Origin of the sequence: Calothrix sp. NIES-2100 (assembly GCF_963875285.1) — a bacterium.
Classification (GTDB): domain Bacteria; phylum Cyanobacteriota; class Cyanobacteriia; order Cyanobacteriales; family Nostocaceae; genus Aulosira.
The window spans coordinates 9,306,215-9,331,945 of sequence record NZ_CAWNLA010000001.1; the positions used below are offsets into that span (position 1 = coordinate 9,306,215).

Here is a 25,731-nt window from a genome sequence, read left to right on the forward strand (position 1 = left end):
ATATATAAGAGGTTGTTTGAAAAGTTGTTTGCTGTGATTTTAGGTATTTGCTGATCCCCCCTAGCCCCCCTTAAAAAGGGGGGAAATTTCTCAAAGTCCCCCTTGGAAAGGGGTATTTAGGGGGATCTATAATTTTTTGCTACGCAGGAGAGGACTTTTAACACATTCTCTAACATAATAATTGCATCATAATTGCATCATGTGTTAGTTTGGATATTAATTTGTCTACGCAGAAAATTTATTTAGCAATCGACATCTGAGGTTAGTAATTAAATCGCCCTCGGAGTTGTTCAATTGTGAGGTTTTTAGTCTAGTACTCGACTAAAACATGACCAAAAGTCCAGGCGTTGCTCCGGCGTAGCCCGCCTTAGTAGGTATCGCTTGCGCTTAAGGTGGAGAGGGGGAAGATCAGGAAAAACTTTTAATATTGGGGGTTGGGGGTGGGGTAAAATGTCTGTGAAATCAGCGTTTGAAGCTCAAGTTGACACCAATGAACGCTACGCAAGAATCAAGTTTTCGGTGACATCTTGCGTAAATCTTATTAGTATTCAAATTTGTATGCGCTAAGATCGCCTGTAATTATCAATATCCAATCCTCACAAGTTCCTCAGATTTTTCACCTAACCTCTTCCTATAGCCAAAACAGGGGGTAACTACAATGGATACCAAAAGACTGGCAAAATTCCTGCATTTTTTGCAAGAAGATTTGGCAATTCCAGATGATGGATTGCAACTGGCGTTGCGACATCCTGAACAAAACCCTAGTTTGTTACCCATGATTCTTTGGCAATATGGGCTGGTGACTTTAAACCAGCTGGATGAAATTTTTGATTGGTTAAATAGAGTGTTTTAGCTCAAGTGCTATGACCACACAAAAACGATTGGGTATTCTTACCAGTGGCGGCGACTGTCCGGGACTGAATACGGTGATTCGCGCGGTTGTCAGCCATGCTACGCTTACCTATGGCTGGCAAGTAGTGGGGATTCCTTATGCTACCAGAGGTTTGCTGGAAATCAAAGCGGTTCCGCTTTCTCTCCACGGTTTAGATTTACGTGGGATAGATCCTTTATTAAGCATGGGCGGTACTATCCTCGGTAGTATCAATAAAGGTGATACTCTCGCTCATGTGGATGAGATTATGGCGGGCTACCAGGCTTTAGAACTGGATGCTTTGATTGGAATTGGAGGGGATGGTAGTTTAGGAATTCTTAACCAATTGCAACAAAAGGGCAATTGGCAGTTTATTGCGATTCCTAAGACTATAGATAATGATGTGGCGCTGACAGAAAGAGTCGTAGGCTTTGATACTGCTGTAAATACAGTTGTGGATGCTCTCAATCGTCTCACTTTTACCGCTGCTAGTCACGATCGCGTGATGATTGTTGAGGTAATGGGACGCACAGCCGGACATTTAGCGCTGCATTCTGGGATTGCAGGCGGTGCGGATGTAATTTTGATTCCAGAAATTCCCTATACTATTAAGGATACTTGTCAACATCTAGCAGAATTACGCGATCGCTGGGGACGAAGATTTGCCATTGTAGTAGTAGCAGAAGGCGCTCATATTCCCGAAGATTCAGCTAATTATGCATCTTGTGAAAAACTATCCTGCGGTATTGGACAGTTGATTGCTGATGAACTCAGCAATTGCAGCCATGACACAATTGATATTCGCGCTTCAGTTTTAGGTCATATTCAACGCGGTGGTATTCCTTCAGCTTTAGACAGGTTGGTAGCTACCGCTTTTGGTAAAGCTGCGGTAGATTTAATTGCTGGGGGCAAATCGGGAGAAATGGTAGCTTGGCAAAATGGGGAAGTTGTCGCAGTTCCTTTAGAAGCGGTATTAGCTAAAAGTCCGTCACTGGTAGACCCAAATAATTATCTCGTAGAAACAGCGCGATCGCTTGGTATTTATATTGGGAATTTCTCCAAATGAATTACTAACTAGTTGCATATTTTAGTACCCGTTCCCATTCCCAACGCCATGCAGTTTCCACTACTAATTCTTTGCCATTGGTAAATTTAATAAATTCTTGACCGTTATCATAAAATACATCAGCTACCAGGCGATTACGTAAATCTTGTCCCCACATTTTTGCAGCAGCATTCCACCACCTTTGTCCTGACGATTGCAACATTGGTAGTTCCAAGTATTCATCACGCCATGCTACAGGCTGCCATTGTTCTTGCAAGGCTCGAATTAAAATTGCATTGGGAAAAATCTCTCTTTGATGCTCATGCAACCACAGTACATACTCAATTGTTCTTCTCAAGGCATTTTCTAAACCAGAGGAACAAATTTCTAGAGCATTTTGGACTTCCTCCAAGGAAAAATTCACACCGACGGCTACTAACGCTCTTTCGTATTGCTTAAATATTTCGTATTCAATCGAGTCTTCTTCCCAAAACCACACAGTTAATTAACCTCCAAATCAATTAACTAAAATCAATTATACTTTTAGTTTGATATATAAAACATCTTTTGGCTGAAGACGGAAACAGAAAAATAATATATCGCCATCTGAGATTTTTGGTGCGTGAGCCTGCGGCATCACACACCCTACTTGCTACTACTGGCTATTTGCATGTACAAATTATTGAGCCTTAAGGAAGAGGTTTTGATATTTTATATTGTTTACTCTGCAATAAATAAGGTGTTATTGAGTTGCCTAAATAGCGACTGGGCAATTTTTTATTGTCCAGTATAAATCAAATAGGAAAGAAAGATGCGACTGAATCTAGTTTTGCTTTGGGTTAGCCTATCATTCGTATTGGTGGGATTAATTATGCTACTTCTTCAACCCTCAATCGATTTTCATTCAGCAATAAGTTGAGGTAATTTATGAATTATATTGTGGCAGTTTTACCAGACCGGATGCAAGCTGAAGCAGCTTATTCAGCGCTAGAAAAAGAAGGCTTACCTGATAACCAAATTGACATTTTAGGCAGTGGCTATAAAAGTGCTGATGAGTATGGGTTAATTAACCCGGAAAAACAAGCTCGTAAAGGAGCCAAACGTCTAATTTACTGGCTTGTACCTTTAGGATTTCTCGCAGGTTATACTTTTAACTTTCTCACAGGAATTGAAATATTCCCGACGTTTAATGCTTTTGGTAATCACATTCTTGCTGGACTTTTGGGTGCTATTTCTGGTGTTTTAGGTGCTTACTTTGTTGGTGGTGCTGTAGGTTTAACTGAAGGCAGTGGCGATGCTTTACCTTATCGTAATCGTTTGAATGCAGGTAAGTATTTGATTGTGGTTAAGGGTACGGAAGAATTAACTCGCCAAGCTACTCGTGTGTTGCGTCAGTTTGAACCGGAAAATATTCAAGGTTATACAGAACCTACCGGGGCGTAATAACGATTAAAAACAAGAATCTGTTAGATGCATTTATTCGGGTAGGATTTCCCTACCCTAGATAAATTGTAGGTTGGGGCAGCCCTGCGCCCTTACGGGTTTACCGGCAGTCGTGCAAGTGGCGTTTGAGGAACGAAACCCAACATTTCCGCGATATTGGGGACTTCCAATTTTTTTGTCCAAAGTCTGTTTATGATCTTGGCTCATTCTGGCATTAGTAACTGTGAGCGATCGAAGGATTCAAGCTTTTGGGGAGGCGATGACAGATGTTGAGCAGGTGGAGCTACTATTCCCTTAGCAGATTGAAAGACTGCTTTGATCACAGCCACATGAGCCAAAATTTCTTCTATCTGGATTTGATTATCAACAGGCTGGGTTTCAAAATCAGGGTTTAAGGTGGCGATCGTGACGGAAAACTCCTTGGCAGCATCAAGTTAAATCAGTAGGTTTGCCATTGCAATGTCTGGGCGATCGCTCTGGTGTCTAAAATCCAGCGATCGCCTGGCAGAATACCTCGAACAAAATTTAGCAGTTTGTTGGGGGAAAAGTCGGTTGGTGCTGATTGTGCTTGCTGTAAATCCTGCCATTCTACATCTAAGATATGAGCGACCAAAAACCCAACTACCTGATTTTGCAGATCGAGAACCAGAACCATTGGCTTTTCTGGTCGTGACTGCCGCTTAAAAAGCGGTGCATAACCAAGCAATTGTTCTAAGTCAACCAGCCGCAGCATCTGTCCTTGCCAAGGATAGAATCCTAAAATCCAACTTGGTAAGGATGGGGCTGGGGAAATTTCTTGGGTAGCGACATGAAGAATGTCCAGTACTGAGTGGAATGGTAGTAATCCATTTCCTTGATTTCCCAAAGAAAAACGCAGAAATCTTTGCCGTTGTTCGCTTGATGTCAGTCCAGGAGCCAAGGTTGGGGTTGTTCCGAACAACTCCAACTTGTTAGTTAATATCTGGCTCATGCCTAGAAGAAGTACTGTGAGTGGTTCCTCGTTTGGTGCCACAGACAAGACAGCCATATGGCTAACAAAGTTTAACTCCGCCACTTGCCGATAAGACCACGGCACCGGGCGTACAGCTGACAAAGGAATATCGATTAAGGCAGGAGGCTTGTCTACAGGAATGCCACAAATTTCTCCAGTCCGTGTTTGAGTCAGAAGTAAGAAACGCCCTGAAGTGTCAACCGCAGAGGGAACTTGGTGCGCCTGTTGGGCTTGTACTTGCGAAATGAACTTCTGGCGCAAGTCTACAATTGTGATGGTTTGCGCTCCCAAATCAACCATCCCGATACCACTTTCAACCGTACTCCTAATAGGAGGACAAGCAATCACCTTGAGAACTGCACCAACTGGCAGCGCAAATAAATAGTCTGCGATCGCAAAAACAACGACTCGTAATGAGTCGCGCTCGCTCACAGCGCCAGATAATCGCTTAAACGGAAAGGGAGTGTTAAGCATAGCAAGTTACGGGTGGGGGCTAAGGGGTATTAACCAGTTCAGCGATCGTGGCTAGGAAGTCCTGTTCTGAATAGGGTTTGGTCAGATAAGCTTTCGCCCCTAAAGCGAAAGCTAATTGACGGTGCTTCTGTCCGCTACGAGTAGTCAGCATCACTACAGGAATCTCCGACAAACGCTCGTCTTGGCGACGGTGTTCTAAAAACTCAAATCCATTCATCTGCGGCATTTCAATGTCACAAATCACTAAATCAACATCACCATGCTGAAGCATTTGCGCGATCGCCTCTCGACCATCGCCGGCTTGCAACACTTGATAACCAGCTTTCTGGAGCGTCTGCACCAAACTTTGCCTTTGTACAACCGAATCTTCCACCACTAACACCGCCATTCGGCTAGGTTGCGCAACGGCTGTATTGACTTCCATTGCTTGTTGCTGTGGTTGTGTTAGAGTTAGCTGGGATTGCTGCCCCTCTAGAGCAAGCACAGGCTCAGGCGCGGGCAATAGTTTATTTGCAAAACTTGATGCTGGGGAAGTCTGCATCATATCTGTCTCCCAGGCTTGACGAACTAACTCCAACGGGTCAATGATTAAAGTCAGGCTACCATTTCCCAACACACTGTAGCCTTGGATGTAACTAGGTAAAGTCAGGACTCTACCGAGGGATTTAATCACTAATTCCTGCTCGACTAAAATCTGCTCGACTTGCAAACACAGGTATTGATGCTCTGTTTGCAACAGCAGCAGAGGTTCGACGGTGTTCCGTTGTTTGACTGGAAAAGGACTTAGAGTTAAATTTTGGTCTTGGGTGAATAAAGGATATTTGTAATCCACCAAATTGGCCAGCGGGCGGATGGGAACTAGTTGCTGACTTTCCCCTTGTTCCCACTGCCAGAATTCTTGGATGCCTTGCCCGTGTAAAGATTGCTGGGCTTGAATCTGCTCTGGCTGTGGTAATAAAACCTGGCTAATTCCTTCAGATAGCAAGGCATAAGTAATACCTTGAGATTGGCAAACGAGCAAGCGTGCTGTTGTCAAGCTCAGAGGCAATTGCAGGATGAAGGTGGTTCCCTGCCCGGAAATCGATCGCACTACAATCGAACCTTGTAAAGCTTGCAATTGAGTGCGAACCACATCTAAGCCGATACCACGGCCAGATAACTCACCAATCTGCTTGGCGGTAGAAAAGCCTGGTTCAAATAATAACTCTGCCAGTTGGTCTTCTGAGGCGTAGGCGGCTTGTTCGGGAGTCAGCAGGTGTTTTTCTATAGCTCGCTGCCGAACCGATTCCCAGTTTAAGCCTCGACCATCATCCCGTACCTCAATAGTAGTGCGGTTACCTTGATTATACGCTTGAATTGTAATTGTTCCGGTTTCTGGTTTACCTTGCTGGCGGCGGGTTTCTACCGGTTCAATGCCATGATCGAAAGCATTGCGAATCATGTGCAGCAAAGGATCGTACAACTGCTCAGAAATGGCTTTATCCACCAGTACCTTCGTACCGCCAAGCTTGAGTTCAACAGGCTTATGATAAGTTGCTACCATCTGTTGCAGGAGGCGGGGTAATCGATTCAACACTGTTCCCAGTGGAACCATTCTGGCTTGCAGCAAATCTTCCTGCGCTCCTGAAAGCAGTTGCTTGCGCTTTCCGAGACTGAAGCGAGATTGCTGAACTAAGCCATTAACAGCCTCAATCCGTTCTCCTAATTGCACCATGTCTTCTGTAAGATTTTGCAGGAGAATGTGCAACTCGCTATAGTTATCCATTTCTAAGGCATCAAAATTGGATTGTGCCTCGGTAGTTGGAACTGAGCGTGGAGAGCCATGTATATGTCGCTGCTTGCGTTCGGGAAGCAGCAGATGTCGATCCGACCAAGTAAAAACTTTACTAAGTTGTTGTTGACAGTACAAAAACTGTAGTAGAGTGTCTTGAGCTGCTTTGTGGATGTGGTTAGATTGCAGGTTTTGTTGGTTTTCGTTGATTAGCAATTCCCCAATCGTGTGGCTGAGGCGATCAAGCTGTTCAATCGCTACTCGGATACTGGGAAGTGATGCCGATGACTGAGCCTGGAGGCTTGGTGCTGGTGTTGGAGAGGCTTGCTGCTCTGAGTATGAGTATCGGTAGGATGTCTGTGGATCTCCTGTCCAGATTGACTGTAAAATCCGATCTATGGCAGAGGGGGCTACTACCGAATCCTGAGAAATCGGTTCCAGTACCTCCAGTGCTTTCGGTACGGAGTTATCAGTTCGATTCGGGAAAAACGACCAAAATGATTCGGATTCGACAGCACTAGAGTAGGGCGATTCCTTGTTCTCAGTTGTAGCCGTTTGTGTTGCTTGAGTAGCAATTGAAACTGGCTGCCCTTGCAGCTCTTGGATAAGAGTAGTTAGTCCTGCCCATTCTCGCAATTGTGGAGATATCTCTCCCCCTTGAGTGCGATCGCCTGCAAGTATTGCTGCTTGAGCCGCTTTAAAATTTTCTAAAGCCACCTCAGCGATTTGCAGTAGTTTGTCTGGATGGTGGTTCAGCGCCTTTAGGGTCGCCTGAGCAATTTCTTCCAATCCAGATAAGCTATAAGATGCTGCTAGTTCGGCAAAAAATTCTGCTTGGGAGTTGAGTGTTGTTTGAATTTGTTGCGGATCTTGGCTTTGGATGTCAGCTTCAAGCTGTTGCAAATCCTGGAGTACACTCCCGGAAAAGATTGACTCTACCACATCAAAGCCAAGTTCTTCCGAACTGGGAAGCGGAGCCTCACGACCAAAAAAGTCGCCTAGTTTATGTTGGAGTTGGGCGAAGATTGAGGCAGTTCGATCGAGTATTTCTGCCTCATTGCAGGTTAAGCCCATCAGAGTTGCACTCAATGGAGTTCGCAGGCACTCATAAGCATCTAGAAGCAAAGCGCCCAATTCTGGATCGATTTCTAGTTCAGGAGCATATAACGCCTGGAATACATCTTCCAAATGATGGGCGATTGTCTTAATCGTTTCCTGTCCAACACTGGCAGCACTCCCTTTGAGTGTATGGGCGCTGCGCATCAAGGCGTGAACTCTTTCTACTGTTTTTTCATCAAGTAGACCGATAAGACTCTGCTCAATGGTTTGCAACAACTCTGCTGCTTCAGCAAGAAAAGCCTGCTCTAGCTGCTCTTGACTACTGGGATCGGGGTTCATAACAGTTTTGCGAGATTAGTCAACTTTGAACTGGCTAACGCTGGTTTCCAGTTGTTGTGAAGTCATCCGTAGTTCCTCAAAAGACTCGGAAATGTGGATGGCACTTTCTGAAGTCTTGCGGGCGATCGCCGAAACATCCATCATCGCCTCTGTCAACATCTGGGATTGCTGACTTTGATGGGAAACTGCTTGGGTAATTCCTTGCACCAGTCCACCAATTTCGTTGGTAGCTACCACGATCGCACTGAGGGAATGACGAGTCTCATCGATCAAGTTCGAGCCTTGGACAACTTGGGTAATCCCTATTTCCATTGCTTCGGTAACTTCGTTGGTACCAGCTTGAATTTCTTGCACGAGTCGCTCAATTTCTGTGGTGGCACTAGCGGACTGATAAGCCAGGGAACGAACTTCATCTGCAACCACCGCAAAGCCTTTGCCATACTCTCCGGCACGGGTAGCCTCGATCGCAGCATTGAGAGCCAGCAAATTAGTTTGAGTGGCAAAGTTTTCAATCAGACTCACTACTTTCGAGATTTTCTGAGAAGCTTCACCGAGGCGTTTAATCTTCTTCGCTGTTTCCGACACGGTTTCCCGAATCTCCAAAATGCCATCTACGGTTCTTTCCATCAGGGAATCACCAGCTTGGACGGTATTATTAGCTCTTTGAACCGCCTGTCCTACTCTTTGGGCATCAGCAGCGACTATCTGGGTGGAAGTTACCATCATTTGTAATTGTTCCAGAGCGTGTTCGAGCCGTTCTGCCTGCTGTTGAGCTTGGTCAGATAGTTTTACTACTGAGGTAGTGTTATTGCTGGAATTTTCACTTACCCTGCCAGCAGCAATCTGCACTTGTCGCACTAAATCTCGCAAACTTTGGATCGTAGTGTTGTAACCATCGGCGATCGTCCCAATTTCATCTTCAGATAGGGGAGCGCGAACGGTGAGATCGCCTCTGAAGGATGGTTCTAAAGCCATGAGAACGCGGATTGCTCCTTGTTGCAGTTTTTCCCGTGCAGTGCGTTCGCGCTCTGCTGCTTCTGCTAGTTGCTGCTCTTGAGTACGCACCTGTGTTAGGTAATCTGCAAGATTGAGGGCAAGACCAATCTGGACACTGGCTTGGTTGAGAACATCTTCCTCGGATTGCTCCCACTGGCGCGGGGCGCTATTTTGATAAACTCCCATCAACCCCCAGAGCCGATTTTCTTGAAAAATCGGAGAAATCATGTAGGCTTTAGTTCCCCACAGTTCTAACAATTGGATGTGACATTCGTCATGACCGACAGTATATATATTGTCAACCCGCAAACTTTCCTTGCGGGCATAACGCCCTCCTTGGTTGTACTGGAGATAGGTATCTCTAACTCTGGCAAGGCTAGTTCCCACAAGCTTAGGCCAATCCCCGCTCACAGACTCAACGACAAATTCTCCAGACCAATCAGGCTCAAAACGGTAAACTCCAACTCGATCTACTTTGAGCAGTTGACGAAGTTCGTGGGTTGCGAACTGGACAAATTCCAGAACATCACCATGACTTTGGGCCATCTCTGTTAACCGACTTGGCAGGCGATAGGAAAATCGGGCGTTTGCTACTTCCCGTTCTGCCAGTTTTGTCAGTTCCTCATTCTTGCTTAAGGTTTGTTGTAAGTATTGGGATTGCTGGACGGCAACTCCAAACTGCGTGCCGATTTTCGTGACAAAGCTAATTTCATTATCTTGCCATTGCCTTGGCCCGTCATTCTGATATGCCCCTAACAAACCCCAGAGCTTGTTTCCGGCAATAATCGGGGTGATGATATAGGCTCTCATCTGGAATTGCTCGAGAATTTTTATGTGGCACTGGGCATGACCAGAAGTGTAAATATCATTAATTACAAAAGTTTCATTGTTGCGATAGCGTCCACCTTGGGTTTGTTGTAGGTGTTCGTCTTCCCACACAGTCTTGATATCGGGGCCAACCAAAGCTACCCATTCACGACTTACAGATTCGGCAATAAACTCCCCACCCCAATCTGGATTGAAGCGATACACTGCCAGGCGATCGCATTCCAAGTGCGATCGCAACTCTGGTAGGGCATTGCGGAAAATTGTATCTAGCTCTTGAGCTTGGCGAATTTTTTCTGCCAGCCTTGTCAAGGCTCGTTCCCCTTCTGCGGTTCGCGCTAACTCTGTGTTCTTCTTCTTGAGCTGTTCGATATACTCTGCTTGCTGGACGCTTAACCCCAACTGAATGCCCAATTTGGTCAGCAATCGCACCTCATCAGAATTCCACTGGCGGGGGCCGCTATTTTGGTAAGCTCCTAACAAACCCCAAAGTTTGTTGCCAGCAAAAATAGGAGCGATGGTGTAGGCTTTAACCTGGAACTGTTCCAGCAGGTCGATGTGGCACTGGGCATGACCAACAGTGTAGATGTCATTGACGACAAAAGTTTCATTATTGCGATAGCGTCCGCCTTGGGTTTGCTGTAGGTGTTCGTCTTTCCATTCGGTTTTGATATCGGGGCCAACCAGAGGCACCCAGTCACTTCCTACAGATTCGGCAATAAATTCACCACCCCAGTCAGAGTTGAAGCGATATATTGCGAGGCGATCGCATTTAAACAACTGCCGCAATTCTACCAAAGTAGTGCGGTAGAGCGTTTCTAGCTGTTGGGATTGACGCATTCTCTCTGCCATTCGCGCAATGGCGTTTTCTACTTCAGCTACTTGGGTCATTTCTAGATTTTTTAACCGTAGCTGTTCGATATATTCAGCTTGCTGGAGGGCAATACTCAACGGTTCACAGATCTGCAACAAAGCACCAGTCTCTTCTTCAGTCCATTTGCGAACATCAGAATTTTGATAAGCTGCTAACAAACCCCAAAGCTTACCAGTGCGGAAGATGGGAACAATAATGTACGCTTTGGCTTGGAACTTCTCTAATGTTTCTAAATAACAAGGTGAAAAACCAGCAGCATAAATATCGTTGACTTTACGGAAGCGCGTTCCTTTGGCGTAGATTCCACCCTGGGTTTCTTTAAGATAGGTATCGGCATCAGGTTTCACAGGGGAGCCATATTCCTTAACAGTGCAACGCTCTGAAGACATCAGACCTGTTTTTAAAATGCCGTCTTGTTCCTGCATCTCCAACAGTGACAACCAACCAGCAGCCACAGATTCAGCAATAATTTCGCCACTCCAATTTGGATAAAATTGATAAACGACAACGCGATCGCATTTTAAAAATCGACGCAAATCTTGGGTTGCAGTGCGGAAAATGTTGTGAATATCCGTTGCTTGCCCAATCTTTTCGATAATGCGGAAAACAGTACGTTCTCGTTCAATTAGTTTGGCTGACTCTTCAGAACGGTTATAAAGTTGTTGCTGATATTGCAACTGTTGAATAGCAATACTAGACAAAGATGCCACCTGCACCATCAGTCGAACTTCACTATCTTTCCACTGACGAGGGCCGGAATTTTGATAAGCAGCAAGCAAGCCCCACAATTGTTCTCCCTGAAAGATGGCAACAATAATGTATGCTTTGGCTTGATAGCTTTCTAAAACTTTGATATAGCAGTCTGAAAAACCAGCACTGTAGATATCATTAGTAACTCGATAAATTTGTCCGCGATGGAAAGTTTTGCCTTGGGTGTGTTGAATGTAGCTATCGTGCGATCGCCCTGTTGACCCAACTAATCCCCCCGCGTCTGCAAGGTTCCTCACACTGCAATAGTTAACGTTCTTGACAATTGCTGGATTGTTTCGCTGTTCTTCTAAGAGAGAAACCCACTCAGAACCAGCAGATTCAGCAACAAATTCCCCACTCCAATCTGGCTGGAAACGATAGATTGCCACGCGATCGCATTTTAATGACTGTCGCACTTCTTGGGTGGCAACGCGAAAGATGGTATCCGCATCTTTGGACTGGAGAATTTTATTGGCTACACCGGTCAGGATTTGGTCTTTTTCCACTTCTTGTTGCAATGTAGCTTGAATCACAGCAACTTGCAGTTGAGCTTCTAATTCCTGTGCGAGCAATTTTAGTGAGCGAATTTCCGCATTCTGCCACTGGTGAGGTGCGGTGCATTGCTGCACTACCAACAAACCCCAAACCCCATCTTTTGTTAAAATCGGCAAGCTCAAACAAGCTCTGATCTGAAACCGATCCACGAGCTGCTTTTGGTAAAGAGACAAGCTTGCAGTGTAGGTATCCGCGATCGCTACTAATTTTTCTTGTTGATAAAGTGTGGTAGAACTTAACCCAAAAGTGACGGCGGGCAGTTTTTCCTTCAGCATTGGGGTAAAGCCATCTCTCATAGCCTCCGCAGCAACTATCCCTAGCGTCGGATTGGTAAACTCATACACCACCACGCGATCGGCTTGCAGGGCGCTTTGTATCTCCATGACAGCAGTGGCAAGCAAGGTATCTAGATCGGAAAATTGGCGGATTTTACTGGCGATCTCCTGTACTTGCTCTACCTCTAATCCATCTGTGTCTTGATATGGCAACGGCAACACATTTACCAGTTCTTTTAACTTGTAGATTCTCTGTTGCAATGGCTCTATTTCTGCCCAATCAGCTTGATCCAGTTCGGTTAGCAATTCTTTTAAAGTGGAGATGATTTGCTGTTTTGCTGGTACATCAACGGTATGCCCGTTACTGGTGTCCTTATTACCGTTGCTAGAATTTGAATGTGGTTGGCTGGGTGTAAGATTGTGTTGCTTTACCATAATTTTTCTTGCTATTAAGGTTGTCGGAGTCAATAACTAGAAGGTAGAGCGGAGGCTACTATAACCTTTCTAGAATAGCTTCAATGTACAGAAGGCTCTCTGCGTCAGCCCTTGGCGTTACCGTAGTTACAAAGTAGGGTAGGAAGCTCTGAACTTTAAAGAGACTGAAAAGTTTGAATCACAACATGGGTATCAATTAACATCAAAGGGCTACCTTGAGAATCTATAAAGTAACCCTGCAAGAACGAGCCTAGTCGGGCGGGTAACATTGATGCCGAAATCGCAAACCGCTCTTGGGGGTTATACACTTCAATGGTATGGACTTGCTCCACCAACAGCCCGACAGTTTGATTCTGGACTTGAACAAGCATCGCCATGCCAGATTTTCGCACGCTTTCTCGCCGACACCAGTGTATTGCTCCCAGTAAACCTGCTACATCAAGAATCCAGATAGCTTCTCCCCGCCAATTCATTATGCCTAACAAGCATTCTGCTACCTGTGGTACTGGTAAAATCTCTGTGAGTGGAACGTGAATTACTCCCCGCAAATCAGCTAGTGGGAGTAAACCATTCACCTTTCCATTCAACGGAAATCTTAAAAACCTTTGCTTGTTTCCTTGGGGAGAGTTTTCAACAAGACGAAATTGGCTGTTAATGGGTAGCGCTCTAAAGCTATCATTGACCTGTACCATTGCCCCAGTTTCCTTTAGCGAATAAATTTACTAACAGTCTGGAGCAAAATCTTTTCATCTACAGGTTTGATTAAATAACCATCGGCACCACTCATAGTGCCCCAAGTTTTATCAACTTCTGTGTTTTTAGTTGAGCAAATCACTACCGGGATTACTTTTGTTGTGGGATCGGCTTTCAACTTGCGGCAGAACTCAAATCCACTTTGTCCTGGCAAAATCAAATCTAGTAAGATCAAGTCAGGTTTTTGTTGTTTCAACCTGAGTTGAGCCTCTTCACCACTGCGAACTTCATAAACTGAATATCCTCCTTGCTCCAGGTAACGTGTCATCTTTTCGGATTCTGTGAGGCTATCTTCAACTAAAAGAACTTTTTTCATTTTTATTTACTGATATTTTCATCCAGAATTTGAAGCAATGATTGCGACAAATAAATTAACACCTACTCAAAATCTGCCGTGAAAATGGGTATAGGGGAGCCACTGGTAAGGCTGTGGCTTCAACCTAAACTTTTAAATACTTCTCAAGCACATCGAGTACTTTATTTGGCTCTATGGGTTTACTCAAAAAATCACTTGCCCCCACTAATTTTGCTCGCATCCGATCTACTAGTCCGTCTTTCCCCGTTAAGATGACAATCGGCACATCTTTGAGACTGGGAGTTTTACGGATTTGAGCACAAATTTCATAGCCATTCACTGTTGGCATTAAAATATCCAAAAAAATGAAGTCGGGCTTGCTTTTAATGAGCTTTAAAACTGCCGTCAAGGACTCTTGAATGCCAACAAAGCGATAACCTTGATGGATCAAAAGTCCCTCCAGAGTGCGACAGATCACCGGACTATCATCCACACAGGCTACTAAAGGTCTTGAGACATCAGTAATTGCTTTGCTAGTCGCTGGGGGGGCAGTCTTTGTGATATTGGGTGCAACTTGTAATAAAGTGTTCTCTTCTGTGTTCAGTGAAGAATTTAAATGATTAACTACACTGGACGAATTGACAATTTCTTTGCTAGTCGCTGGGGGGGCAGTCTTTGTGATATTGGGTGCAACTTGTAAAAAAGTGTTCTCTTCTGTGTTCAGTGAAGAATTAGAATTATTAACTGCACTGGACGGGTTGTCAGTTTCTTTACTAATCCCAACATTTCTCAAGCTTGGAATTGGTGAAAAAGCGATCGCCCCTGCTTTTACCAATGGCATCAATAACCGAGTCAAAGCTAAGACATCCCGACCAGTTTTTTGCCCTAGATATCGTAAAGTTTTTGTACCATCAACTAAAGAAATAATCACTTTAGAGGACGCTTGCCCTTGGAGTAGCTCAAGTTTTTGAATGACAGGAAATAAATTTGGGGAGAAACTAGCCAGTCCTGCATCTCGCCATTCTTGCCAAGCTTGTGTAGCCTGTTTCAAGACTTCCTCAGTTGGTATTACAGCTAGGAGAAACCCAGGAACTTCACCAACAACGGTAGTATGAGACAAATTCCCTGCTGGATTGCTGGCATTTCTTTTGGTTTCAATGTACTGCATTATATCGAACAGGACTTCAGCTATTAAGCTTGTAATCAGGTTAACAAGTTGTTGTTGTTCGATTAATTTTTGTTCTCGCAACTTAGCAAGAATGTAATACTCGCGATAACTTTCCTGGGGAGAGATCAGCTGTTCCAACTTTGTCACATACTGATTAGAACAGTACTGCAACAAGTGTCGTCGCCATCGCTCATCGGCATTAGAACCGCCAGCCTGCCAAATTAATCGTCCTAAACGAAAATATAGCGTCCAAGTTGGACCATCCCTTGCTTCAATATTCAGCTTGCCTGTGAATAATTTAGTTTGAAGTTGGTTGAACAATTGATACACAATGATCGCACCTCTTTATATATCGCGCTCTTGTTCCCATAAATTCTTGAGAGACATCAGCTAAAATATCCTATTTTTTTAATTAGAAACATTAAATGGGAGCCAAAAAGACTACCTTCTTCTAGTGTGGTGTTAAGTAGCTGGAACAGCAGCCTGAGATGTTAAACCAACTGCTTCGGCATATCTCAAGTAAGTTTCAACTGAAGCAATCACAACGCGAGCTTCTAGTGCTAGCAATTCAATACCGACTAAAGAAACGCGCACCCAAGCATCAACTATAATTCCTTTGTCTAAAATATGGTCAATAACTTCAGCCAGACTAGAAGATGCGTTAACTTTTTCAACAGCCATTTTCTCTTCCTCAAGTAAATTTAATTATTGGTTTCATCTTGCTCTGGTTGAGCAGTAGGTAAAATTTACACAATGTGTTTTATTCATCCTGGATTTAGTATTCCCAAAAATATAAAATAAATAGCAAATAATCAAAAAAGACTGAAAAGTTTACAATATTTTTTTAGAAAAAATAAATAAAAAATCACATGATTTCCGATTATTTTCGCAAATTTACGAGCTTGAGCAAACTTTCCCATACGGTTTATGAATTGCCTTCTGTATATAACTTCTGTGAATCCATTTTCAAATTGGTATAATATCAATTTTTATTGCTGTTTAGTTGGAACTGAATAATCGCAGACGAGCAAATTTAAAGGGGGCAGTGAAATTGTTGTAGCGAATTCGCAAACGTTCTTCAAATTGATGATCGAGTGCTTCAACCTGTTCGCTAAATTGTGATTCTGCTTCCCAAGGAATTAGGTAAGCGGCGTTGTAGATCATTGTGTCCATTTGGGGAGTATTTTCCACTACATCGATCGCAATGGAGTTGAGCGTGCCTTGAAATGAAAAACTCCACCCCCATCTGGGTGGAGTTTTTGGACAGTTGCATGGACTCCACAATACTCTTGAGGATTTGATGTTAAGATTGCCCGAAACTGAGGATGAACCCGGATATACTCGGCTCGATGTTGGTTTGTTGGCAATACTAACAAACTCTCCTTCGTTGAGGAGAGTAAAACATTATTTACCTCCGGGTGCGATCGATTGAATTCGTCGTAAACCAGCGTAAATCCTGCTTTACAAGCTAGGGTTAATCGGGCATCAACCCAATGTTGTCGGAGTTCATCCTCAACTTTAACAACGCTATGGATGAAGTTATCAACAACCTTTTTGCGGGTGTAACCTAATTGATTACCAATCAAGTCTGAGGTTTTAAACTCATCATCTCCAAATAAGAGGATGATAGGCTGGTTGAGCAAATCAGCTAGATGCATTGCCAGAGTACTTTTTCCGACTTTGGCAGAACCACGTAAATATACTGAAAAACCTGACTGTAGATAGCGCAAAGCACGTTGAGCGATGCGTTGAACAGCAGGTGTATTGACAAATTGTTCGGGAGATGCATTTAATACTGTTGTCAAGCTCTAAGTACCTCTTAAAGAGTTCTTTTTGTAAAAGTAATTTTTTGTACATCTGGAATATAAAATACAGATGTCAATAAGCATTAACTGAACTCCAATCCAACGCTTTTTGGCATCAACATAAGATTAAGTAATCTTTAATATTTATGTCATCAGGATTATTACGGTCTTGCAAGACAGCTTTAATAAATCCACACAAGAGTAAATTAATATGCTTATGCGCTTCTTACTATTACCTGTAGCGAACTGCAAACATAAACGACGTGAGTTCGACGAATTAAAAAACAGCAGGAGGTAGAGCAGGTAGGTCTTTTGGATAAATATCAAGCGAGGGTTTTTTAGGAAGATAAGTATAAGCGACCAAACCTGCCATCAAATTGACCAAGAAGTTAAATACACTACGATGGCGAGAATGTTCTATTTGGCACAGGTTTTTGAGATGGTCATTCACCCACTCAATTACCGCACAGGTTTTTGGCGCTAACTGAACTGTATTGATTTGTAGGGCAACAAACCCCGCCCTTGAGAAACTTAACCTTGAAAATGGCTACGCCGCCGAGGTTTACGGAGTAGTGCTTTGCGTAGTTCTTCTGCACCTAGTAAAATTGGTGGGCAGATGAGCAAAAATAAACATTGCAACAGTGTCAGTGGTGAGGTGGAGAAGATATGGCGCAGGGGAGGGATGTCAATGATGGCAATAATCAATGCCCATTCTGTGGCAATTCCCAGCCAGATGAAAGGATTGGAAAAGAATCCTAATTTAAAGATTGAAGTGCGTTCCGAACGACAAGCAAAAACGTTTCCATCTTGACAAGCAACGATAATTGCCAAAGTCATTGTGGTGGCTTGAGCATAAATTAGGGTAATTGCTGGCTCGGCGGTGCGAGAGAGAATTGCTGGTGCGATCGCTTGCAATGATGCAAAATTGTAACCGTAGCTTTGCCAAACCATGAAGAAGCCGATCATCCCCAATGTTGCTTCGATTAATCCTAAGAAACAGTATGCCCGCAAGAGCAAAGAGCGATCGAGGAGTTGTTTGGATTTAGCACGAGGCGGCATCTGCATTGTACCTGCTTCAGCACGCTCGGCTCCCAATGCTAGGGCTGGTATAATATCGGTTCCCAAATCCACAATCAGAATTTGCATAATGATCAACGCTGGGGGGATTTTTAGGGTAACCATTGCCAGAAATGGCACAAGTTCGGCAACATTGGATGCCAAAATGTAGGTCATAAACTTGCGAATATTCTGATAGACTGAGCGCCCTTGCTCAATCGCCGCCACAATTGTCGCAAAGTTGTCATCTGTCAGCACAATGTCTGCGGCTTCCCTCGCAACATCTGTGCCATTCAACCCCATCGCAATCCCGATATTAGCAGCACGCAGAGCAGGCGCATCGTTCACGCCATCGCCTGTGACTGCTACTACTTCCCCAATATCTTTATATGCTTGCACTAGGCGCAGTTTGTGTTCTGGTGACATCCGGGCAAACACTAAACCAGCGCGGTATTTGACAATTTGCCGCAGTTGTGCATCAGAGATGTGTCCCATACCTTCCCCAGTGACAACGCGCACCTTATCGCTCACCAAACCGATGTTGCGGGCGATCGCTTCCGCAGTCAGTCCATAATCACCAGTTACCATTGTGACTTTGATGCCAGCTTGATGACATTTAGCGATCGCATCCCCAACTTCTTCTCGGGGTGGATCGAACATGGCTACCAAACCAATAAAAATCAGGTTTTGCTCTAAATCCTGTGCCTTGAGATCCAGCAAATCTTGGCTACCCCTACGCGCCGCCAACCCCAAAACACGAAATCCTTGCCTAGCTAAATCATCATTCGCCCGCACTACATCATCCCAAGCCTCATGGGTTAATTCCTGCACCGTGCCATCGTGGAGAATTGTATGGCAATGCTTCAAAACTTCTAAAGGCGCACCTTTGGTAAAAGCTAGATAAGGTAATTCATTGAAAGCGGCGGGAAACTCCATCCCCTCGTGGGTGGAGAGGGACAACCGCCCCGCCGCTTTGGGCATTGGGCATTGGGCATTGGTAATTTCTTCCCCATGCCCAAAAACTCCGATCCGTGGGTGGAGTTTTTCATCTGTCCATAACTCCCCGGCTTGCCAATTTAGCACCACCGTCATCATCAGGCGGCGAGAATCAAAGGGAATTTCCCGTAAGCGCGGTAACTGCTGTTGCAAATTTTCTAAATTCAGTCCCGCTTTCGCGGCTGCTACTAGCAAAGCTGCTTCCGTCGGATCGCCAATTTCTTGCCAGCGACTAGGGGCGGTAAGATGAATCAGGCGGGCGTTAGAACAAAGGGCAGAGCCGATAAGTAAAATCTTCGCTTTCCACGCTACAGCAGCATCTGATGGTAAATTTACTTTACCAACTGTCGGATCGTAACCTGCCCCTGTGAGTTCAATTAAGGAATTGGGGCTAGAAGCATCAGTTAAACCATTCTGAGGTAGCCAGAGATAGCGCACCGTCATTTCATTTTTAGTTAATGTCCCAGTTTTATCTGTGCAAATCACGGTTGTAGCGCTGAGAGTTTCCACCGATGAAAGCCGCCTTACTAGGGCATTCCGTCGCGCCATCCGGCGGACACCGATCGCTAAAGACAAGGTGACAGTTGGTAATAATCCTTCTGGTACTAGGGCGACAATGATGCCGATCGCAAAAATAAAGCTTTCTTTTACCTCTATCCCCACCAGGAAGTACGCCAGCAAAAAGATAATAATTCCCATGCTGACAGCGATCGCAGTAATAATCCTCACGATACTGGCAACCTGGACTTCTAATGTACTTGGTTCCCGCTTTACCACTGTCGTCAAATGGGCTACCTGCCCAAACTCTGTCTGGGCACCTGTGGCATAAACTACAGCCACGGCGCGTCCTGCTGCTACAGTCGAGCCAGCTAAAACCAGGTTGGCGATTTCTGAGGGATTCACATTTTCTTGTAAAGGTTGCTCCCCCGGACGTAGCAAAGTTTTCCCGCCGCGAATCGGTACAGTTTCCCGTAGCCTTACTGGGTAAGGACTCCGCCCCACAGGCAGAGACTCCCCCGTCATCACCGATACATCTAAATACAAGTTGTCAGCAGATACCAAACGTGCATCAGCAGAAATGCGATCGCCTTCTTCTAGCTGCATAACATCGCCACGCACCAATTCCCGTGAGGGGATTTGCTTGAGTTCGCCATCCCGGTACACTTTCACCTGCATCGGTAATACTTTTTTTAAAGCTGCTAGCGCCTGTTCTGCTTGAAACTCTTGCCAAAAGCTAAAGATAGCGTTAATCCAGATTACCGCCCAAATTGCCCAACCGAGTTCAGGTGTCCGGGAAATAAACGCCAAAATCCCTGCAACCCAGAGCAGCAAAGCCATAAAATGGGTTAGTTGGTCAGTAAAACGCAGCCACAGGGGACGTGTAGCCGGTTCAGGTAACTCATTTGCGCCGAATTGTGCAAATCTTCGTTCAGCTTCATCTGTCGATAAGCCATCACTAGCGCTACCTAGTGACTCATAGACTTCTTCAACAGGTAATGCCCAGATTGGTTGATGCGACGATACCATGATCTTCTTTGGTGTTGGATAATAACAAGGCAGTCCCGATGAAAATTTTTTCATCGTCATGCATAAAAGAGGGACAAAAAGACGCACTGACGCGGGGAAATAACAAATGACTCTTTCAAGGCAGCAGATGGCAGAAGGGGTTTGAGTTTGGTAAATTTATTTTTAAATAGTGAGATTTATTTTGGCTTTTTCAGTTAACTTAAAAAAGCGATCGCGTAAATAATGTTTACTACCATAACTTGCTGTAAAACTTATTTCACCTTCTGCTTGGTCACTTCGACTACGCTCAGTGACCATCTGCCCTAGAGCCTTTATTTTTCACGATTTCACACTCATTACATCATCTAGTAAACCAAAATTTTCTGCTTGCTTAAAAGCCGCTTCTAAAGACACACCTTGTTTGGTAGCGATATACATTAACACCATTGCGATCGCCCTCACTGCACTATCACAATGAATCAAGGTTGGTTTAGGCATTTCCGCAATTTTTTGTAGGACTTTGATAGCAAGTTGGGGATTAATTTCGGTGATTTTTGTGGGTAAATTTGCGTAATGCAATCCTAATAACTGAGTATAAAGTTGCTCACCATCTTCAAAACCTTGTTCATCAGGCGATCGCAAGTTAAGTACAGACTTATATCCCTGCTGGGCCAATAGTTTCAACTCTTCAGGAGCCACTTGTCCTGCGATCGCCAAATCATCATTAATTTTTTTGATTGTATCCATCCCTCCCTCCTCTCTAGGCGTGGGTATTAAAATAATTCGTAATTGATAATCTCGAAGTATTACGAATTACGAATTACGTTAGCGCAGCGTTAGCGACGTTCGCGTTAGCGTCTCCCCTTGGGAGAAGGAGCGTCACTTGTACTGAGCGAAGTCGAAGTATTACGAATTAGTTAATAATGTTTGCCTTTTACGGAAGGATCACCTTCGTATGGTTGTACTCCTGACTCTGGGTAATCATCATTATTTGGGCTAAAAGTTCTGGCGGCTGCACTATAAATAAATTGAATGACTTTTTGAATTAATTCTCCAATAGATTGGAAAAATTGACCAATTTTGCTGGTAGTAGACATAGATTCTTCTCCTTGATCGTTAAAAAGTTTTACAGGAAAATTGACTCACTAACAAACCTAAACAAACACCTGATATATCTCTTGTGCGGAAGGAACAGTAAACGGTGTAAGATAGTCAGGTTTTGTGGTGTGCCACGTCCACCAAGAAGTTACTCCTACTACCGTTAGCAGAACTAGCACCAAACCTATGAGGACTTCATTGTGTCTGAAATAATCATGTTGGGTTTTCATGGCTAGCTCCTGCACATTCTGTCAATAATCTTTTTTAAATTTTTGCTGCTAGCGCTATTGCGCCAAGCACAGTAGCGCTACAACGATGCATTGTCCCTTCCAGATTTTGGTAGTCATTTTATGTTGGCTTGACTCTCATCTTATGAAAACAATTTGAGGAAGTTGTGAGGGATCAAGGGAATGAGGGGAATGAGAGGGACAAGGGAGATGAGGGAGTGTGGGGAGTTTTCTTCCTCATCTCCAGCATCTCTTCGCCATGCCCAATGCCCACTTGCCCTGAGCGTTCGCGCAGCGTCTCCGTTAGGCGAAGCCGAAGGGATGCCCAATGCCCACTTGCCCTGAGCGTAAAGCCTTCGGCATAGCTTCGCTTAGCGCGTAGCGTCTCGAAGAGAAGCCGAAGGGATGCCCAATTCTTGCATCCTCACAAGTTCCTCAAATTATTGCCCTATAAACTTAAGTGCGCGGAAGCTATATCGAACTGCTTATACAAAGGTTCAAATTTATGAATCCAGCATCTGCATCTCAAACGAAAAACCCGAAAAAAGCGCCTTCAGCAAACCACTCTAGCGGTGATAAACGCTTTAAGATGCTGGATGCAACTATCAAACGCTACCAGTATCAGCAAGATGCATTGATTGAAATACTGCATAAAGCGCAGGAACTCTTTGGATTTTTAGAAACTGATGTATTACTTTACGTTGCTCACAGTTTGAAATTGCCGCCTAGTCGAGTTTATGGGGTGGCTACTTTCTACCATTTATTTTCACTTGCACCTAGTGGCGTGCATACCTGCGTGGTATGTACGGGTACCGCTTGTTACGTCAAAGGTTCTCAAACTATTTTGACAGAGCTAGAAAAGTCGGAAAATATTCGTGCTGGTGAAACTACGTCTGATGGTCAAGTTTCATTATTAACCGCCAGGTGTTTGGGTGCATGTGGAATTGCACCAGCCGTAGTGTTTGATGGCACAGTCTTAGGTAATCAAACTGCTGAATCAGTCTGCGAATGGCTACGTATAACGCATTAAAGCATGGCTAGAGGTAAAAGAGCGATCGCCTCAATCCTAATATTCAGTTTCCTCTTTAGCGAACATGAAAATTTAAAAAACCTGCGGGAGGAAATGTAAATCACAATTTTTACATACATTCCTCCTGCAATTTAAATCTGGCTCATAACTTAGGATGATCAGTTATGAAATTGAATAAATATTTTTTTGTATTTATCACTTTCGTATTAGTAGTATCTTTTACTATTATATTACCTCTATCTGCTCACTCCCAAACAACTAATTCATGCCAGCAGAACGGTGTTGTGTGCTTAGATAGGCAAGAAATATTTACTATTAAAAGCAAAGATCCATACACAAATTCACGACGAGCAGCAGAAATTACTAAAAATATCCAAAACATTGCTGATAATTATTCAATTTCAATTTATTCTATTAAAGTTGAGGAAGGTAAAGATGAGGAAAAAAATGACACAAACAATATTATGGCAGAAGATACAATACTTGTCGTTGTGACAGATGCTGATGGTATAGCAGCACGAATAAATAGAAAATCATTAGCCACTAGATGGTTAAAAAAAATTCAAACTTCTATTAGGAAATATAGAATAAATATGCATATTTATTTTATTCAAAATCAGGTTCAAATAATTGAGAATAAAATAGTTTGCTTTTATAATTATTTTATAGCAACTAATGTTGAAAAAATTTGGCATTTTATAGTTAAAAATTGGTTAATTATTTTAATTTTATTCAATCCAATTTCTCTTGGTTTAGCCTATGTGATGGTTACACATTGTTATTTCTATCATTGCAAAGACGGAGAATGGGATATTTATGTCAGGAGATGCCTAAAAAATATTAGAAACATATATATAAAATACCGACAAGAACAATGGGCATATCATATACATCAATCCGCATCACTGCTATGTAAATTAACTAACAGTTTAAAGAAAATTGTTATATTTTTATTTAGCAAGCTAGGAATTGAATTAATAATTATACTGCTAATTTTTACATTATTTATCAGGTTAATACATATATTTTTCTATAGTAATTTTTATTTAAATACGGACGATTTAGAAGAACTAAGAAAGTACGTAAATACTGTTTTAAATATTATTGGATTGCTCCTCTTGTTTGTATTTGTGTCTATTTTAATTAATTGGCTATCCAGCAGTAGAGGAGGTACAGTAGTTCTTCCTTTTGATGATACAACTGCATCACAATCTGAAGCACCAAATAACAACTCTAGACAAACATCTAATCAGGGTAAAGCGATCGCTGATTCATTAGTTGAGGAACTTCATAAAATTAGTCACATCCACACTAAGATGTCTCAGACTATCAAGACAGGAGAAGAAAATATTGAGTTACAGAGATTGGGAAAATTTAACTTTCCTCCGTTAACTTCCACACAAGAAAATTTAGAGAGTCATCTTACTAATGTTGCGACTTTTGAAGTTGGTAAAACCAGTTTCTCTGTTGGAAGCATAATTCTAACCCTCAAACATCTATGGCCTTTTGGAGGTGTGGACAGGGTAATCTCTGGAAGCCTACAAAACTACGGCTCGACAACTCGTTTGTTTGTCAGATTAGACTATCAAAATCAAGTAAAGGCTTGGGAGGTGACGTGGGAAAATTATCATACACAGCCAATGACTGAGAAAATTGAGGATCTAGCTTATAAGGTTGCTAAATATTTAGCACCAGATATTACTGCTCAAACATGGGAGGGTTTCAAGTTTTTTACTGAAGCAATTTATAGCTACTATCAATATCAGCAAACTGGAGATACAGAATATCTTGATAATGCTAAAAAGAATTGTGAAAATGCATACCAAGCAGAAAAAAAACATGAGAAACTTGATGACTTATTCTATAAGATTGGCAGAGCTTATTTTGAAGAAAAATTATATTGGGATGCTAATATAGCCTTTCAGTTATCTTTAGAAGTTAATCCTAAAAGTGAATATTCTTATAATGGACTGGGAAATGTCTACTACACACAAGACCAATTCGATTATGCGATCAATCAATATGAGCTTGCTAAAAGAGTCAATAAAGATTTTCCCTATCCTGAAAATGGACTTGGTAATGTATATTTTCAGCAAGGGAATTTTAAAAAGGCTCGTGAACAGTATGACGTTGCTTGTCAAAAAAATAATAAATACTGGCACGATCATTTCTGGAAACCTTACCATAATCTTGGACTTATATACTTATATGGAGATGTAGAAAAATTAACCGACTATCTAAAGGCTGAAAAAAAATTTACAGAAGCAAAAGATGTTAACAAATACTTAAAAGATGCCCAGGAATTGCATACAGTTCACAGTGGACTAGCTTTAACATATCTTTTTCAAGCTATTGATATTAAAAAGCCTTTGCCTTATGTGCGAAGAACAATTAAGCAATTAAAAAAATTAAAAAAAGAGTTAGAAAAAGAGTTATTAAATTTAAACAGAAGTAACAACCTGCTATTATCAATAGTAATACAACATAACATAAAAAAATGTAAAAATAAATTAGACAAATTTAAAAACCAAGAAGTTCAATTAAAAAAGGAAGAAAAGCTTTGTGATTTTCAAAAAGATACCCTATATAAAGAACTTTTCAATGTCAGTCATAGGGAACATTTACAAAAAATTAAAAACAAATTAAAACAAGCAAGAAGTGAGATAGATAAAGCTGCTAATATTACTCTAGATAAAGAAGCTTACATTTACTGGAATCTTGGTTTAATTACTCTTGCTCAAATTCAAATAGCTCAAGAAGATATAAATATAGATGAAGTATACAATGCTTGGGAAAAAGCCTCAGAAATTGCATCTAATCAAAAGAAAAATCCGTGTAAAGAAATTTATGAATATGCAATTGCTGCTGTCAAAAAACAAGATCATGCATCTAGACGTGATATTTTAAAATGCATTAATGATTCTCAAAATTGCCAAAAAAAAGGATGGGTAAAAGTTATGTTAAAGGATGTAACGACTATCTTAAAACTTTTAGATTAAAAAAATAAATCTATAAAGAATTTAATTTTTAAACTATAGAAAACAATGAAAAATAAAGATTAGCAACAACATGAACACAAGACTTACGCAACTAT

The 25,731-nt window shown here is 42.6% G+C and carries 19 protein-coding genes and 2 pseudogenes; 5 read left to right on the forward strand and 16 right to left on the reverse strand.

All coding sequences use genetic code 11. The features are described 5' to 3' along the window. The first annotated feature begins 658 nt into the window (after positions 1-658). Both AACU32_RS37920 and AACU32_RS37925 read left to right on the forward strand, forming a co-directional pair. Positions 659-853 carry a DUF2949 domain-containing protein gene (locus AACU32_RS37920; RefSeq protein ID WP_096607378.1) on the forward strand — a complete coding sequence of 65 codons (195 nt, stop codon included), beginning with the start codon at positions 659-661 and terminating at the stop codon, positions 851-853. 10 nt (positions 854-863) lie between these two features. Continuing rightward, positions 864-1,937 carry an ATP-dependent 6-phosphofructokinase gene (locus tag AACU32_RS37925; protein WP_096607379.1) on the forward strand — a complete coding sequence of 358 codons (1,074 nt, stop codon included), beginning with the start codon at positions 864-866 and terminating at the stop codon, positions 1,935-1,937. 4 nt (positions 1,938-1,941) lie between these two features. On the opposite strand, the gene AACU32_RS37930 is transcribed toward AACU32_RS37925, so the two are convergent. Further along, complete coding sequence (locus AACU32_RS37930; protein WP_096607380.1) at positions 1,942-2,415, reverse strand: hypothetical protein; 474 nt, start codon at positions 2,413-2,415, stop codon at positions 1,942-1,944. Between the two features lie 428 nt (positions 2,416-2,843). Between AACU32_RS37930 and AACU32_RS37935 the strand changes: the two genes are divergently transcribed. Beyond that, positions 2,844-3,359 carry a hypothetical protein gene (locus AACU32_RS37935; protein WP_096607381.1) on the forward strand — a complete coding sequence of 172 codons (516 nt, stop codon included), beginning with the start codon at positions 2,844-2,846 and terminating at the stop codon, positions 3,357-3,359. 439 nt (positions 3,360-3,798) lie between these two features. Here AACU32_RS37935 and AACU32_RS37940 read toward each other — a convergent pair whose 3' ends face one another. The 15 genes and pseudogenes from AACU32_RS37940 to AACU32_RS38010 form a co-directional block, all read right to left on the reverse strand. After that, complete coding sequence (locus AACU32_RS37940) at positions 3,799-4,824, reverse strand: chemotaxis protein CheW (protein WP_096607382.1); 1,026 nt, start codon at positions 4,822-4,824, stop codon at positions 3,799-3,801. Positions 4,825-4,843: 19 nt separating this feature from the next. Continuing rightward, positions 4,844-7,993, reverse strand: a complete 3,150-nt coding sequence (locus AACU32_RS37945) for a hybrid sensor histidine kinase/response regulator (RefSeq protein WP_096607383.1) — start codon at positions 7,991-7,993, stop codon at positions 4,844-4,846. 15 nt (positions 7,994-8,008) lie between these two features. After that, positions 8,009-12,703, reverse strand: coding sequence for a GAF domain-containing protein (locus tag AACU32_RS37950; RefSeq protein ID WP_096607384.1), 4,695 nt, complete (start codon positions 12,701-12,703; stop codon positions 8,009-8,011). 155 nt (positions 12,704-12,858) lie between these two features. Next, positions 12,859-13,395 (reverse strand): chemotaxis protein CheW, encoded by a 537-nt coding sequence (locus AACU32_RS37955; protein WP_096607385.1) that lies wholly within the window; start codon positions 13,393-13,395, stop codon positions 12,859-12,861. Positions 13,396-13,409: 14 nt separating this feature from the next. Beyond that, positions 13,410-13,772 (reverse strand): response regulator transcription factor, encoded by a 363-nt coding sequence (locus tag AACU32_RS37960; protein ID WP_096607386.1) that lies wholly within the window; start codon positions 13,770-13,772, stop codon positions 13,410-13,412. A gap of 124 nt (positions 13,773-13,896) precedes the next feature. Beyond that, the gene (locus AACU32_RS37965; RefSeq protein ID WP_096607387.1) at positions 13,897-15,249 is read right to left on the reverse strand and encodes a response regulator; all 1,353 of its coding nucleotides are present in this window, start codon (positions 15,247-15,249) and stop codon (positions 13,897-13,899) included. A 132-nt stretch (positions 15,250-15,381) separates the two neighbouring features. Next, positions 15,382-15,600, reverse strand: coding sequence for a gas vesicle structural protein GvpA (gene gvpA / locus AACU32_RS37970; protein WP_096607388.1), 219 nt, complete (start codon positions 15,598-15,600; stop codon positions 15,382-15,384). A gap of 318 nt (positions 15,601-15,918) precedes the next feature. Then, entirely contained in the window at positions 15,919-16,092 is a 174-nt protein-coding gene (locus AACU32_RS37975; protein ID WP_339378604.1) for a GvpL/GvpF family gas vesicle protein, read from the reverse strand. A gap of 80 nt (positions 16,093-16,172) precedes the next feature. Beyond that, a pseudogene (locus tag AACU32_RS37980) lies at positions 16,173-16,724 on the reverse strand (AAA family ATPase); the annotation flags it as partial. A gap of 277 nt (positions 16,725-17,001) precedes the next feature. Further along, positions 17,002-17,190, reverse strand: a pseudogene (locus AACU32_RS37985) (transposase); the annotation flags it as partial. A gap of 65 nt (positions 17,191-17,255) precedes the next feature. Continuing rightward, on the reverse strand, positions 17,256-20,303 hold the full coding sequence (locus AACU32_RS37990; RefSeq protein WP_096607389.1) for a cation-translocating P-type ATPase: 3,048 nt from the start codon (positions 20,301-20,303) through the stop codon (positions 17,256-17,258). Between the two features lie 162 nt (positions 20,304-20,465). Beyond that, positions 20,466-20,600, reverse strand: coding sequence for a hypothetical protein (locus AACU32_RS37995; protein ID WP_339378605.1), 135 nt, complete (start codon positions 20,598-20,600; stop codon positions 20,466-20,468). 21 nt (positions 20,601-20,621) lie between these two features. Next, entirely contained in the window at positions 20,622-21,029 is a 408-nt protein-coding gene (locus tag AACU32_RS38000) for a beta-lactamase hydrolase domain-containing protein (RefSeq protein WP_096607390.1), read from the reverse strand. Between the two features lie 170 nt (positions 21,030-21,199). Further along, positions 21,200-21,379 carry a hypothetical protein gene (locus AACU32_RS38005; RefSeq protein ID WP_096607391.1) on the reverse strand — a complete coding sequence of 60 codons (180 nt, stop codon included), beginning with the start codon at positions 21,377-21,379 and terminating at the stop codon, positions 21,200-21,202. Positions 21,380-21,436: 57 nt separating this feature from the next. Then, on the reverse strand, positions 21,437-21,610 hold the full coding sequence (locus AACU32_RS38010; RefSeq protein WP_339378606.1) for a hypothetical protein: 174 nt from the start codon (positions 21,608-21,610) through the stop codon (positions 21,437-21,439). A gap of 502 nt (positions 21,611-22,112) precedes the next feature. On the opposite strand from AACU32_RS38010, the gene hoxE reads away from it, so the two are divergent. After that, a complete protein-coding gene (gene hoxE, locus AACU32_RS38015; protein ID WP_096607392.1) occupies positions 22,113-22,637 on the forward strand; it encodes a bidirectional hydrogenase complex protein HoxE in 525 nt (174 codons plus the stop codon). 164 nt (positions 22,638-22,801) lie between these two features. After that, positions 22,802-25,636, forward strand: coding sequence for a tetratricopeptide repeat protein (locus AACU32_RS38020; RefSeq protein ID WP_339378607.1), 2,835 nt, complete (start codon positions 22,802-22,804; stop codon positions 25,634-25,636). Positions 25,637-25,731: the final 95 nt, after the last annotated feature.